This is a genomic window from Candidatus Flexifilum breve, from assembly GCF_016713355.1.
Genome location: NZ_JADJPI010000024.1, coordinates 1 through 13,415 on the forward strand (window position 1 = coordinate 1; position 13,415 = coordinate 13,415).

18 protein-coding genes are annotated in these 13,415 nt (G+C 62.7%); 12 read left to right on the forward strand and 6 right to left on the reverse strand.

Features of this window, described 5'->3' with window-relative positions; all coding sequences use genetic code 11:
- The first annotated feature begins 330 nt into the window (after positions 1 to 330).
- The 11 genes from IPK17_RS20560 (at position 331) to IPK17_RS20610 (ending at position 5,769) form a co-directional block, all read left to right on the forward strand.
- Positions 331 to 783, forward strand: a complete 453-nt coding sequence (locus IPK17_RS20560) for a hypothetical protein (protein WP_343419576.1) — start codon at positions 331 to 333, stop codon at positions 781 to 783.
- Positions 784 to 1,172: 389 nt separating this feature from the next.
- Positions 1,173 to 1,433, forward strand: coding sequence for a hypothetical protein (locus IPK17_RS40645; RefSeq protein WP_350341644.1), 261 nt, complete (start codon positions 1,173 to 1,175; stop codon positions 1,431 to 1,433).
- The gene (locus IPK17_RS20570; protein WP_343419578.1) at positions 1,358 to 1,573 is read left to right on the forward strand and encodes a hypothetical protein; all 216 of its coding nucleotides are present in this window, start codon (positions 1,358 to 1,360) and stop codon (positions 1,571 to 1,573) included. Before IPK17_RS40645 ends, IPK17_RS20570 begins: the two co-directional genes overlap by 76 nt.
- Before the next feature lie 22 nt (positions 1,574 to 1,595).
- A complete protein-coding gene (locus tag IPK17_RS20575) occupies positions 1,596 to 2,051 on the forward strand; it encodes a hypothetical protein (RefSeq protein WP_343419579.1) in 456 nt (151 codons plus the stop codon).
- A gap of 1 nt (position 2,052) precedes the next feature.
- Positions 2,053 to 2,478, forward strand: coding sequence for a hypothetical protein (locus IPK17_RS20580; protein ID WP_343419580.1), 426 nt, complete (start codon positions 2,053 to 2,055; stop codon positions 2,476 to 2,478).
- Entirely contained in the window at positions 2,411 to 2,983 is a 573-nt protein-coding gene (locus IPK17_RS20585) for a tetratricopeptide repeat protein (RefSeq protein ID WP_343419581.1), read from the forward strand. Before IPK17_RS20580 ends, IPK17_RS20585 begins: the two co-directional genes overlap by 68 nt.
- A gap of 229 nt (positions 2,984 to 3,212) precedes the next feature.
- Positions 3,213 to 3,590, forward strand: coding sequence for a serine/threonine-protein kinase (locus IPK17_RS20590; protein WP_343419582.1), 378 nt, complete (start codon positions 3,213 to 3,215; stop codon positions 3,588 to 3,590).
- Positions 3,587 to 4,801, forward strand: coding sequence for a DUF5050 domain-containing protein (locus IPK17_RS20595; RefSeq protein WP_343419583.1), 1,215 nt, complete (start codon positions 3,587 to 3,589; stop codon positions 4,799 to 4,801). Before IPK17_RS20590 ends, IPK17_RS20595 begins: the two co-directional genes overlap by 4 nt.
- Positions 4,798 to 5,208 (forward strand): TolB family protein, encoded by a 411-nt coding sequence (locus IPK17_RS20600; protein WP_343419584.1) that lies wholly within the window; start codon positions 4,798 to 4,800, stop codon positions 5,206 to 5,208. Before IPK17_RS20595 ends, IPK17_RS20600 begins: the two co-directional genes overlap by 4 nt.
- Positions 5,186 to 5,548, forward strand: a complete 363-nt coding sequence (locus IPK17_RS20605; protein ID WP_343419609.1) for a GntR family transcriptional regulator — start codon at positions 5,186 to 5,188, stop codon at positions 5,546 to 5,548. The genes IPK17_RS20600 and IPK17_RS20605 overlap by 23 nt, the downstream gene beginning before the upstream one ends.
- On the forward strand, positions 5,521 to 5,769 hold the full coding sequence (locus tag IPK17_RS20610) for an FCD domain-containing protein (protein WP_343419610.1): 249 nt from the start codon (positions 5,521 to 5,523) through the stop codon (positions 5,767 to 5,769). The genes IPK17_RS20605 and IPK17_RS20610 overlap by 28 nt, the downstream gene beginning before the upstream one ends.
- A gap of 151 nt (positions 5,770 to 5,920) precedes the next feature.
- On the opposite strand, the gene IPK17_RS20615 is transcribed toward IPK17_RS20610, so the two are convergent.
- On the reverse strand, positions 5,921 to 6,829 hold the full coding sequence (locus tag IPK17_RS20615; RefSeq protein ID WP_343419611.1) for a histidine kinase dimerization/phospho-acceptor domain-containing protein: 909 nt from the start codon (positions 6,827 to 6,829) through the stop codon (positions 5,921 to 5,923).
- Positions 6,753 to 8,570 (reverse strand): DUF4118 domain-containing protein, encoded by a 1,818-nt coding sequence (locus tag IPK17_RS20620; RefSeq protein WP_343419585.1) that lies wholly within the window; start codon positions 8,568 to 8,570, stop codon positions 6,753 to 6,755. The genes IPK17_RS20615 and IPK17_RS20620 overlap by 77 nt, the downstream gene beginning before the upstream one ends.
- 358 nt (positions 8,571 to 8,928) lie before the next feature.
- On the opposite strand from IPK17_RS20620, the gene IPK17_RS20625 reads away from it, so the two are divergent.
- Positions 8,929 to 10,149, forward strand: coding sequence for a S1C family serine protease (locus IPK17_RS20625; RefSeq protein ID WP_343419586.1), 1,221 nt, complete (start codon positions 8,929 to 8,931; stop codon positions 10,147 to 10,149).
- A 279-nt stretch (positions 10,150 to 10,428) separates the two neighbouring features.
- Here IPK17_RS20625 and IPK17_RS20630 read toward each other — a convergent pair whose 3' ends face one another.
- The 4 genes from IPK17_RS20630 to IPK17_RS20645 form a co-directional block, all read right to left on the reverse strand.
- Positions 10,429 to 10,917, reverse strand: coding sequence for an acyl-CoA carboxylase biotin carboxyl carrier protein subunit (locus tag IPK17_RS20630; protein ID WP_343419587.1), 489 nt, complete (start codon positions 10,915 to 10,917; stop codon positions 10,429 to 10,431).
- Positions 10,880 to 11,623, reverse strand: a complete 744-nt coding sequence (locus tag IPK17_RS20635; RefSeq protein ID WP_343419588.1) for a hypothetical protein — start codon at positions 11,621 to 11,623, stop codon at positions 10,880 to 10,882. The genes IPK17_RS20630 and IPK17_RS20635 overlap by 38 nt, the downstream gene beginning before the upstream one ends.
- 171 nt (positions 11,624 to 11,794) lie before the next feature.
- Positions 11,795 to 12,781 carry an ATP-binding protein gene (locus tag IPK17_RS20640; RefSeq protein WP_343419589.1) on the reverse strand — a complete coding sequence of 329 codons (987 nt, stop codon included), beginning with the start codon at positions 12,779 to 12,781 and terminating at the stop codon, positions 11,795 to 11,797.
- Complete coding sequence (locus tag IPK17_RS20645) at positions 12,781 to 13,248, reverse strand: biotin carboxylase N-terminal domain-containing protein (RefSeq protein WP_343419590.1); 468 nt, start codon at positions 13,246 to 13,248, stop codon at positions 12,781 to 12,783. Before IPK17_RS20645 ends, IPK17_RS20640 begins: the two co-directional genes overlap by 1 nt.
- Positions 13,249 to 13,415: the final 167 nt, after the last annotated feature.

Sequence of the window (13,415 nt, forward strand, 5' to 3'; positions counted from 1 at the left end):
CAGGCCGACGCGCCGCCGTGATACCTTGCATTGATGCCGAGAATATACATACCTGGGTCCTGCAGGTGCGAATGACAAAACCGCGCATCATTATACGAAGGGATCGATTTTGGGTATAGGTTGAGCGAATCCGGCACGCTGGCCTGAAGTTAATCGCCAGCCAAACGAAATTCATGTCATACTGAACGTATGGTACGAGGATCGTCCGGACGGATAAGTGTGAGCACGCCGCAACCTAATCACAGCGTTACGGCGTGATCGTGCCGTAATGGGAGTGCTTTCGGGAACCATCTGAATATTCGCAAATTTTCTCGTAAGGGGCGCACGGCCGTGTCCTACACAACGAAAAACAACGTATTTTCAAATGGCTTCTCAGAGGTGAACAGAGATGATGAGCAGCACACCAGCGAACACGCCGCAGCCCACGGTTTCAGCTTGTGCCCGCAGGACAAGATGTATTCGGCGGAGGTATCGGGGCTCAGCATCAGCTCGATTGCGTTCAAAGTGGCTACGCCCGACCTGCTCATTCTGGAAAACACCTTCCATCGGCCAGTGGACCAGCGCGGCATCTGCACGCGCAGGACGAATGGAACTACGCGGTGGAAGAATTCATTCTTGCCGTGGTCAGGAACGGCTGACGCTCAAGCCGGGGATTCGGTGCTCGCGCCACCAGATGTCCCGCATGTGTGGAGCGTCGGTGAGCAGCACGACCGGGCGGATGCTCATCACGTTTTTGCCCGCCGGGAACGCCGGAGCCTTCTTCCGGGAAGTGACCAGCGCTGATGCTATGCCGCACTCAGGACCCGGCGCTCTGGCGCGCGCACGGCATGGAACTGATTGGACTACCGCTGCGGCTCGCCTAAACTAATCCGGGCGCGCGAACTGACTGAACTGACGGCGACTCGGCACAAGGTGAACTGGCAATGAATGGGCAGAATCTCAGCGGACGGACCCTCGGTCGGTAGTAGGCTGAAAGAAGAATTAATCGGACGCGGCGGCATGGGCGCGGTCTGCCGGGGCTACCAGCCCGCGCGCTGGATCGCAGCGTCGCCATCAGGTGATGTCGCTGTCGGTGGTCAACGAACCGGGCTACGCAGACGCTTCAACCGCGAGGCTCCAAGATCGTCGCCTCGCTGGAACACCCGCAGATCGTCCCGCTGTACGATTACGGCATTTCCGGCGACGTGAGCTGCGTCGTCATGCGCTTGCTCACGGGCGAAACCAGCGAAGACCGCATGCGCCGCGGCGAACACTTGTCGCTCACGGAGATCGCCACGCTTCTCGGGCAGATCACCGCCGCGCTCGAATATACGCGCACGGCGCAGGCTGGTCACCGCGACATCAAGCTGACAACGTCATGTTCGACGGGCGCGGCGACGCCTATCTGGTCATTTCCGGCATCGCCAAGCTGCTCCAATCGTCGCAGGTGCTGACCACGCACACGGCGCTGCTCGGCACGCCGTCATTATATGGCGCCGGAACAGTGGATGGATCAAGACCTGACGCCCGCCGCCGATCAATACGCGCTCGGGATCTCACCTATCAACCGCTGACGGGCGAACTGCCGTTTTGAGGCGACCACGCCCTACGCGCTGATGAATAAGCACATCAATCAAGCGCCGCCCTCGCCGCAGGTGCTGCGCCCGGACGTTCCGGAAAACGTCGCGGCGGTCGTGCAGCGGGCCATCGCCAAAGCGCCCGCGGATCGCTTCCCCACTGTGACCGCCTATGCCACCGTCTTCGAGACGGCCACCAAAGATCGCGAAGCCGATCTCGAAACCACGCCCATCTCCCTGCCGATCTCGGCCCGCACCAAGCCCGCGCCTACCGCCGCCGTGACCGATCAACTGCCGCAGACGCGCTCGCAGCGCCGCCCGCCGTCACGCGGCCTCATCACGGGGGTCGCCGTACTGGCGCTGATCGGCGTGATCGTCGTGCTGCTGCAAAGCATTGGCCAACCGCCCGCCGCTCCCGTCACGCCCACGGAGATCGCCGCCCTGCTCGTCACTGAGGAAGCGACCGCGGGCCACTGGCGGAAGCCTTACCGCTGAAGTGACTGCGACCGTCGAGCCGACCGCTGCTGAGATGCCACTGACCCGCACACCGCGCCCGACCTTCACGCCCGTTCCGCCGAGCCGCACGCCGCGCCCAACGCACACCGCCACCGGCACGAGCGGAACTGACCTCACGCCCACGCTGACCGGCTATCAGAACTTCACGCAGGGCATGCAGGCGTTCGACTCCGGGGCGACAATGAGACGGCCATCGCCTATTTCACGCAGACGCTCGCGCTCGATCCCGGCTACGTGGACGCCTACTACTTCCGCGGGTCGCTCACTACTACACCGCGCAGTTAGACGCCGCGCTGAGCGACTACAACCAGACGCTGCGCTCAAGCCGGATTACCTGGATGTCTATGCCAATCGCGCGCAGGTTCAGTACGAACTGGGCGACTCCCGCTGCGCTGACCGATATTGATGCGGCGCTGGCCATCTACGAGGAAAACCCGGCGCGCACTGCGCGCGCAAATCCAACTGCAATTGGGCGATCCGCAGGCGCGCTGGTTGATTTACCCGTGTGCTGGAACTCGACTCGACGTGGACGGGCGTCTACTACGAGCGCGGGTGGGTGTACTTTGGCGTTCAATGGCGAAGCCGCGCTGAGCGATTTCGAAGCGATTCTCGCCACTGATCCCGCAGAACATCGAAATTCTCACGCCACCGCTGAAGCGCAGGACGCGCTTAAAGACAAGGAAGATGCGCTGGAAACGTTTGAGGACGCGCTCGACATCAACGAGTATGACAGCTACGCGGTGCGCCGCTCCGCCGACCCGTTCTATGACCTCGAACGTTGGGACGAAGCGCGGGATTACTACGAGTGGTACATCGAACTGGTGGGCGACGCGACCGAAAGCTACGTCCGCGAACGCCTGACCAGCATCGAGGACATGTCGGCGCGTGGCAGTGAGGAAACCGGCAAGTAAGGCGGATGTTCAGAAACCCGACGCGCGGCTATAATGCTAGCGCGTAGGCTTCACAGACGAGCGACTGCATGGACGAGTGGATTCGTAAGCGGGTCGGCGGTTACGAAATTCGCAGTGTCATCGGTCGCGGCGGCATGGCGGCGGGTCTTTTGGCGCACCAGATTTCGATGAGCAGTCGGCTCGTCGCCCTGAAGGTGCTCCCGCGCCAATTCCCGGCGATGACACGTATATGCAGCGCTTCAGCCGGGAAGTGCAGATCGTCTCCACGCTGGAGCATCGCAGCATCGTCCCCGTGTACGATCACGGCGAACACGACGGCCAACCGTACATCGTCATGCGCTATCTGGCGGGCGGCTCGGTCGACTCGCAGCTCCGGCAGGGCGCGCTCGATCCCAAGTCCATTCTCGGCATCATCCAGCAGATCGCCCCGGCGCTCGATTACGCGCACAGCAAGGGCGTGCTCCACCGTGACCTCAAGCCGAGCAACATCCTGCTCGACGACGCGGGCGGCGCCTTCCTCACCGATTTCGGCATCGCGCGCGTGGTTGGCGAAGTGCCGAGCGGCTCGATCACCACGCAGGGCGCGGTTGGCACCCCAGCTACATGAGTCCTGAACAGGCGCAGGGCAAGCCGCTCGATGGCCGCAGCGACATTTACGCGCTCGGCATCACCGTCTTCGAGATGATCACTGGCGTGCGTCCCTTCGAAGCGGATACGCCCTATGGCACCGCTGTGCTGCAGGTCACCGCGCCGCCGCCGTCCCCGCGCGAATTCCGTCCGGAATTGTCGCTGGCCGTCGAAGGCGTGATCCTCAAAGCGTTGAGCAAACGCCGCGAACTGCGCCACGGTACGGCCGTCGAATTCGCAGACGCCTATAAACAGGCGTTGGACGCGCCGCCGATCACCTTGCTGGATACGCAGCCCTCTCCGCCGATTCACCTCCCGGCGCAGGTCAGCGTGCCGCCGCCGATCAGCAATACGCCGCCGCCCTCCTCTTACGTCTATCCCGTGGTCATGACGCCGCCCCCCAGTCGCCCGGTCGTGCCGCGCCGCAGCGGGTCGCGCTGGTGGTTGAGCCTCAGCGTGGGCGCGCTGTTCGGGTGCATTCTGCTCAGCCTGATCGTCGTCGCCGCCATGCTGGTGATCAACTCGCTGGCCGAGCCGACGCCCGCCACCACGCCCAGCATCGCTGAATCCGCGCCGACCACCACCGCGCAGGTCCTGCCCACGCTCACGCCGCTGCCCCGCGCGGAGGCGACTACGGAGGTCGCGCCAGTAGGCGAAGTCCCGACCCCGGCGCTGGACAATACGGTCGAAAATATGCTTTCGGGAACGCTTGTTTATTTTGCTTATCGGGATGATAATTTTGACGTCTATAGGATGTCACTGCCAGATCGCTTTGAAATTCGTCTGACGAACAGTGAAAGTCGGGAACTGTTTCCTGTTGTCTCGCCTGATGGCGAACGCATCGCCTATATGTCGGATCGCGACGGCGACTTCGACATTTACGTGATGAACATGAACGGCATGAATGTGCGGCGGGTGACGGACAACGAGGTGGCGGATCGTTTCCCGGCGTGGAGTCCTGATGGTAACTGGCTCGTATTTTCGAGCGATGTACGCGGTGATGGCACGGATGATTTGTACCGTGTGCGGGTCGATGGTTCGGGATTGATGGAGTTGTATAGCGACGGTCAGCGCAACCTGCAGCCCAGCTATCAACCGGATGGCGCGATGTTGGTCTTTGTGAATGGCGACCCCTTCGACGCGCAGACCTGGGAGATCATGCGAGTCTGGAACTCGATACCAGAACGGTGAACGCGCTCACGGATAACGACGTGCGCGACTCGGCTCCGGTCTGGACGCCAGATGGTCAGATCCTGTACATCTCGGAAGGGGAAGGCTACGCGGCCATCCGGCAGATGGAAGCCGATGGCGGCGGTGACGAACTCATCTACGACGGCAGCGGCTACGAATCGACTGTGTCAGCGCACCCCGACGGCGGCCTGCTCATCTTCACCTCTGCCGAAACCGGGCGCGATGAACTTTATGTATATGCCAGCGGTGGACGTTACATCCAACAATTGACCAGTAACGGCGCGGCAGCGGCAAGGTGGGTGAGAGGGGCTTCCGATATCGGGACCAACATTAGCGGAGTCTGTAGCTGCCGCAATCCGCGCGGGCATTCTGGACGGCAAGTACCTGAGCGGGGAACGCCTGATTGAACTCAATCTGGCGAAGACGATGGGCGTCAGCCAGATCACCGTGCGCGACGCGCTGCGCATCCTCGAACAAGAGGGCTGGGTGACGAAAAACCCTCGGCGCGGGGTATATGTGCGCAGCTTTACGTCGGACGCCGCCGAAGAAGTCTACGCGCTGATCCGCACGTTTGAAGGCTTGGCGATGGAGTGGGTGTTCGACAAGTACACCCGGCAGATGGGGACGGATCTCCATGCCATCCTCGACGCGGCCCGCAAACACGCGCAAAAGACGAGCGCCGCGAAGCCATCGACAAGCTGTTCGACTTCCACAACTATCTGGCGCGTTCTATCGACAAGCCGTTGAGCAGCCAGATTCTGGAACTCTTGAGCAACCAGACGCGCATGCTGGAAGCGATCCGGCAGGTGCGCGCCCCGGTCAACGCGCAGGGCTTGAACAGCAACATCGAACTGCATGATCAACTGCTCGAAGCGATTGAGAAGCGCGATCTGAACACGGCGCGCCACTTGATCAACACGGTGTTCATCCAGTACAGCCAATTGATGGTGAGCGTGCTCACCGTCTAAGGTGGGTGATAAAACGGTCAGGGGTCGGTGGTGCGACCCGATGGGCTGTGCAGGATTACGGACGCGACGAGTCGCGTCCGTTTGTTTTCTTCTAAAGGTGTTCCGTAAAAGTCGGCTTAGGGGCAAGGCCCGCTATTGCCCCACACCCGAACTATTCAATCAGGGTTGCACAGACGGCCCCGCTTACAGCGTGCTCTCCGGCGGGGGCGGCGGCTGCGCCTTGATGGGCAGGCGAATGGTGAACTGCGCCCCGCCACCGTTCAGGTTCGCGACCGAGATCGTGCCGCCGTGCGCCTCGACAAACCCCTTCGCAATCGACAAGCCGAGCCCGGTACCACCCGCGGCCACCCCCGGCGCACGATAAAACTTCTCGAACACGCGCTTGATCCGCGGGGGCGATCCCGCCGCCGTGATCGGTCACACGCAGGCAGACGGCGTTGTCCTCGACGGTCGCGCTGATGTCGATGGGCGTGCCCGACGGCGTGTACCGGACCGCGTTGTAGAGCAAATTGGCGATCACCTGCTCCATCAGGCCAAAGTCAATTTTGATGAGCGGCAGGTCACGCTGCAGGCTGATGCTGACCGGGTGTGCGTCCAGATGCCGCCCCATGCGATGCAGTGTCGAGCCGATCAGATCGGTCACGTCGCACCATTCGAGCTTAGCCTCCACGCGCCCACTTTCGAGGCGCGTCATGTCGAGCAGATTGCCGACCAGCCAGTTGAGCCGATCTGCCGCGTCCTGAATATCCTCCACGAGATCCGGTTTGGCGGCGTCCGGCATGAGCGGATCGATCAGCCCGGATGACGCGCCCGCAATCGCCGCAATCGGCGTGCGGAACTCGTGCGAGATCGAATTGAGCAGCGATGTGGCGAACTGTTCGGAGGCTTGCAGCATGGCGGCGCGGGCGGCGGCTTCGTTGAGCAGTTCGCGTTCGATGACGAGCGCGATCTGCCGCGTGAACGTCTCCAGCAGGGTCTCTTCGTCACGGGAGAGGCGCGTTTCGCCGCGGCGCTTGAGGCCGATGACGCCGACCTTGCCGCCGGAGGTGATCAGCGGCAGAAAAGTCGCGTCGGATTGTGAGAGCGTGTCGGTGAAGCGCCCGGCAGGCTTGCCCGATTCCGAACGCCCATTTGGCGATGCTGAAGTGCCGCTCGGTGACGCGCAGCGTGCTCGCCGGGTGGGCTTCCAGCGCCAGCATGTCGTCGGGCAGCGTGAGGAAAATGGCAACTTCCGCATTGAACGCGCGCTCAATTTCGTCGACCGCGCTGCGCAGCACATCGGTGACCGAGGGTTGGCGCGACAGGTGATAGAGCGCGAGCGTGCGTTCCGCATACAGGCGCGCCTGCCGTTCGCCCTGCCGGATTTTCGCCGTGAAGTTGCCGACGAACAGCGCGATCACGAAGTACAGGCCGAGCACAATCACATCTTCAATATTCACGGCGGTGAAGGTGTTGCGCGGCGGCATGAAGAGATACCCCCACGTCACCGCGCTGACAGTCGCCGCGAGGATGGCGGGGCCACGCCCGAGGTAGGCTGCGATCAGCAGCACGACGAGCAGATCGATCAAGCCGACCGCCTGATACTCGATGATCGGGCTGAGCCAGATGCTCACCACCGTGATCAACACGACGATGGCGAAAGCGATCAGGTAGTGACGCAGCGCCGAATGCCGTTCGACGGGCGGCACAAACGTCCGCGGCGCGCTGCTCTCCGGTTCGTCGCCCGTGACGACGTACACATCAATCGCGCCGCTGGCTTCGATCAGGCGGTTGACGATAGAGCCGCCGCGCACGAAATCCTGCAGGCGGCTGTGCGCGGGCTTGCCGACGACGATCTGCGTCACGTTGCGCTCGTGGGCGACACGCATCAGCCCGGCGATTACATCCCCCGCGATGGTGGTGACGACTTCCGCGCCGAATTCGCGGGCGAGCGCCACATTGCGAATCAAGCGTTCGCGGTCGACGGGCGAGAGACGGCGTGGCAGTTCGACATTGACGGCGATCCACGGCGCTTCCATGTTGTAGGCCATGCGCCGCGTCCAGCGGATGAGCCGCTCGGACAGCGGACTCGGGCTGACTGCCACCAGCAAGCGATCCCCCGCCTTCCACGGCGTGGTGATCTGCTTGAGCTGGCGGTAGTCCTGTAACTGCTGATCGACGCGCTCGGCGGTCAAGCGCAGCGCCATCTCGCGCAGCGCGGTCAGGTTGCCGATGCGAAAGAACGTCTTGATGGCCGTTTCGACCGGTTCGCTCGTATACACCTTGCCTTCGAGCAGGCGGGCGCGTAAGTCTTCCGGCGACAAATCAACCAGTTCGATCTGGTCGGCCAGTTCGAGGATCGAATCAGGCACACGCTCGCTCACCCTCACCCCGGTGATCGTCTGCACGGTGTCGGCGCGGCTGTCGAAGTGCTGCACGTTGACGGTCGTCCACACATCGATCCCGGCGTCGAGCAGTTCCAGCACATCCTGGTAGCGCTGCGGATGGCGCGACCCCGGCGCGTTGCTGTGCGCCAGATCATCGACGAGCACGAGCGCAGGCTGCCGGGCGAGGATGGCGTCGAGATCCATCTCCGCGAGGATTACGCCGCCGCCGGAGACGGCGCGGTATGGGACGATCTCAAAGCCCGCCAGCAGGTTGTCGGTTTCGGGGCGGTTGTGCGTCTCCACCCAGCCGATCACCACGTCGACGCCGTCGGCGCGTTTGGCTTCGCGCGCGTCGTCGAGCATGGCGAAGGTTTTGCCCACGCCTGCCGCCATCCCCAGATAGATTTTCAGCTTGGCCCGCTGCGCTGTTTGCATGATTCAGATATCCATCAATCCGTAGGAGCAGTTTCCGCTCGTTCGATTCATCATAGGCCATCCGCGCCGCATCTGCTACTTGCAGGTTGTCGAGGACAGCCGGTAAGTGCGTAGACCACCGTGAAAATGGGTTACAGGTCGGTTTTGGGAATTTGCGGACGCGATAAATCGCGTCCCTACGAGAAGACGGTGTTGGTGTAGGGACGCAATGAATTGCGTCCGCTGCATCTAAAACGACTTCACGCTATTCGGCGGAGCTACCGGACAGCCACGCACATTGCCCAACGTGTCTCATGTAGCATTAAACAATTACAATCATAATTCTGACAACTTACATTACATCTAAGGAGTACAGCAGATGAAACGGATGTTATGGCTCGTCGTCCTACTTAGCTGGCTGGTAGCTAGCGGCGTGAGCGCGCAGACCGGGACTCTCAGCCCGGACCAGATCGCGCAGATTGCGCAAAGCGTGGTCGAAATCGGCGCGCTCAAGCAGGGACAGGTCGTCGGCATCGGTTCGGGGACGATTGTCAGCCCGGACGGCCTGATCTTCACCAATCGCCACGTCGTCGAAGGATCGGACGACTTTTTGATCCTCATCCTGCAGGACCCGTCCGAACCACCCGTCGAGAGCTTCCTCGCCAGCGTGGTCGGCGTGTCCGAGACCATCGATTTCGCGCTGCTGCAAATCGACCGCGACCTCGATGGCAACCAGATCGATACGGCCAGCCTCAACCTGCCGACGATCCCGCTGGCCTCGGAACGGGCACGGCTCGGCGAGAACATTTCCGTGTTCGGCTACCCCGGCTTGAGCGAAGGTTACCTCGTCTACACGACGGGGACGATCTCCGGTGTGCAGAACGAATCGCTCAACGGTCAGCGTGTGGCCGGTTGGTATAACACCGACGCGGAAATTTCCCCCGGCAACAGCGGCGGCACGGTCGTCAATCAGAACGGTGAATACATCGGCATTCCGACCGCCGTGCGCGCGGAAAACACGACCGGTGGGCGCTTGGGCGGCATCACGCCGCTGCCCGCCATCCTCGCCGAACTGGGCGTGACCGCGCAGGAGATCAATGCTGGGCAGGTGGGCAACGAGCAAATCGCCGCTGCGCCTGCCGTGTCAGGCAGTGATCCCGAACTGCTGACCGGCGTCACGCTGGATTACACGCTCGACCCGAATTATGGCGTATACGATCTGGCGGCGGGCTTCGAACCGGATCCGTTCACGCTGGACGTGATCGCCGGCGGCGACATTGATACGAGCACGCTCAACCTCGGCGATCAATGCGTGGGGCGCGCGACCGCCCAACCGGATGTGCGGCTCAACTGGTCGGGATCGTCGCAGCTCCTGCGCATCTTCTTCCAGGCGACGAACGCGAACGGCGACACCGCGCTGCTGGTCAACGACCCACAGGGCAACTGGTACTGCAATGACGACTCAGGCAGTGGGAATTTGAATCCGGTGGTCGATCTGGAGAATCCGGTCGAGGGGCAGTACGACATCTGGATTGCCAGCGGCGGCGCGGATACTGAAGGCACGCTGGAGATCACGGAACAGGCGAACGTCGGGCCGTAAGGCCGCTTCTGACCACCCCCAACCCCTCCCTGAATTCAGGGAGGGGAGACAGATGGACGCGCTTCAGCGGGTGTCTAAAAGGCGTAGAAATACCTCGATGAGCGGTACTTTTGTAGGGACAAGGCATGCCTTGTCCGCTTTTCCATCTATAAGAATCAGGACGAGGCATGAAGTCATTTCAGAATCGGCACTTTGTCTAACCTCACCCCGTTTCGCTGCGCTCAACCGCCCCTCTCCCACGGAGAGGGACGGCTTGCGGAGCAAGCAGGGTGAGGTTGACTAGCCGATTTCGGCGAGGCGTTGGCCGCGTTCGACCACATCGCCTGCCTTGACCAGCAGCCGTTTGACCGTCCCGGCAACCGGGGCGGTCACGCGGATTTCCATCTTCATCGCTTCGAGCAGCAGAATCGGCTGGCCGCGTTCGACGGCGTCCCCTTCCGCGGCCAGCAGTTCGCGTACCTGACCGGGCATCTGCGCAGTGAGATCGCCGCTGCCCGCGCCCGCCCCGCCGCGCTTCGATCCGCGCTTCTCCGGCAGGCTGAGCGTGTAGGCGTCGCCGCCGACCGCCACATGGCGTTCATTCCCGGCGCGGACGACATGCGTCGTGACACGTTCGTCACCGATCACGAGGATCGTGCCGCCGTTGGGCGCGGGGATGACACGCACGGGGATCGTCGCGCCGTCGATCACGGCGTTGTAAGTCCCATCCGGCTGGCGCTCCAGTTCGACGCTATACGACGTGCCCTGATAGACGTAGCTGGCGATCATAAGCTGGCGCAGGACGGCAGATCCGGTCGCAGCTGCCCGGCGATCCCATCCAGTTCGTCGAGTCCCCATTCCGGATACACGAGCATAAACGCGGCCACGCGCTGATCGCTGATCGGGTCGATCCAGTAGCGGATGGTGTAATTCGAGCCCGCGTAGGTCGCGGCGAATTCATGCAGACGCAGCCGTCCGACGAGGCAGACCCCGGTTTCTTCCACGACTCGTAGCTGGCGAACAGCGTATCCCACACACCCTCGTTATAGAAAGCGTCGATGTCGTCGTCGGTGTAGCCGCAGTCGTAGTGCAGCAGTTCGAGCATGGCGACGCTGCCATAGGCGCTGTTGTTCCACGTAAAGCGCGTCATCGACTCGGTGCTGGTCGCGGAGAGCATCCACGCGGGACTGGGCAGCAGGTTGCCTTCGAACGCGGCGGCGACCTGCAAATCGCTCTGGTCGGGCGGCGCGCAAATGCTCACAATCTGCGGATTGGCGGGAGGCAGCGCGGTCGGCGACGGCGTCATGGTCGGCGCGAGGACGCTCCCCACCCGGCGCGCGGGCGTCGGCGTGAAGGTCGGTGTCATTGGCAACGCTTGCACGGCGGTCACCTCGACCGACCCGATGGGTTCGACGGGCATCACCACCGCCGAGCTAATGCCGAACACGCTGATAAAGCCACCAAAGACGAGCAGTAAAGTCAACAGTCCGCACATGGAGCCATCCTTTTCAATAGTAAGCCTCACCCCATCCCTCTCCGAACGGAGAGGGCGAAAACTCAGTTGGAATGCCTCCCCTCTCCCGTGGGAGAGGGGAAGAGGTGAGGCCAGCTTTACCCGATTCTAAACCCATCTGTGCGCGCCCACGGATCAGGTACGCTGTACCGCTCACTTCCCCCTCGCCCTTGGGAGAGGGGTCAGGGGTGAGGTGGTCAAATCGTGCAGCGCCGCCGCGATCAAGGCCGCTTTGGGCAGCGCCGATTCTGGCGGCAGCAGGTCGGCGAGATGCGTCTCGATGAAGTTGGTATCGACCTCCCCCGCCTGGAACGCCGGGTGGTTGATGAGCGCCCGCAAAAACGTGAGGTTGGTCGTCGTACCGAGGATCACCGTATCGCGCAGCGCGGCGTCCATACGCCGAATGGCCCCATCTCGCGTCCAATCATAGACGATCAGCTTGGCGATCATCGGGTCGTAGTGGATGGTGATGGCATCGCCCGCGCCCACCCCCGAATCCACGCGCACGCCCAAGCCACTCGGCGGGATGAAGTCCAGCAGCGTGCCGACCGCGGGCAGAAAGCCATTCGGCGCGTCTTCAGCGTACAGGCGGCATTCGATGGCGTGCCCACGCTGCGTGAGGTCGGCTTGCGTGAAGGGCAGCGGTTCGCCCGCCGCAATCGCGATTTGCAGCTTGACCAAATCCAGCCCCGTCACCATCTCCGTGACTGGATGCTCGACCTGCAAGCGCGTGTTCATCTCCAGAAAGTAGAATTCGCCCGTCGGCGCGGCGATGAATTCGACCGTGCCCGCGTTGACGTAGTACTGGACCGCCCGCGCCGCCTCGACCGCCGCCGCGCCCATGCGCGCGCGGATCTCCGGTGTGAGCAGCGGCGACGGCGACTCTTCGATCACCTTCTGATGGCGGCGCTGCGCGCTGCATTCGCGCTCAAACAGATGCACGGTGTGTCCGAACTGATCGGCCAGCACCTGCACCTCGATGTGCCGCCCATGCTCGATGTAACGTTCGAGAAACACCCGCGGATCGCCGAAAGCGTGCATGGCTTCGCGCCGCGCCGCTGCCAGCGCATCCGGCAGATCGCGCCGCTCGTAGACCACGCAGATCCCCTTGCCGCCGCCACCGCCCGCCGCCTTGACCATCACCGGGTAACCGATCGATCCGCCGCGGCGACGAAATCAGCGTCGTTCTGCGCATTGCTCTGGTAACCGGGGACGAGGGGCACACCCGCTCTACCCATCAAGGCGCGCGCCTCGGTTTTGACCCCCATCAGGCGAATCGCTTCCGGCGGCGGGCCGATCCACACCAAGCCCGCGTCGAGCACCGCCTGTGCGAAATCTTCAACTTCCGAGAGAAAACCGTAACCGGGATGCACGCAGTCCGCGCCCGACCGTCGCGCCGCATCGATCAGTTTGGGGATGTTGAGGTAGCTGTCCGCGGGGTTGGCCGCGCCGAGCAGATAGGCTTCGTCGGCGAGCTGCACATGCCGTGCGTTGGCATCGACCTCCGAATACACGGCGACCGTGTGCACGCCGAGCTCGTGACACCCGCGCAGGATGCGCACGGCGATTTCGCCGCGATTGGCGATCAAACACTTGTGCAGAGGCATAAGCCACTCATCCGCTGACCCAATAGGCTTCATCACTGCCGATTATAGCCGCAAATTCATTTGACCTCACCCCCAACCCCTCTCCCACGCAAGCGGGGAGGGAGGGCAACAGTCCGCTGTCTCCCTCCCCGTCGGGGAGGGGCCGAAGTGGTCAGGATCTCATCCTT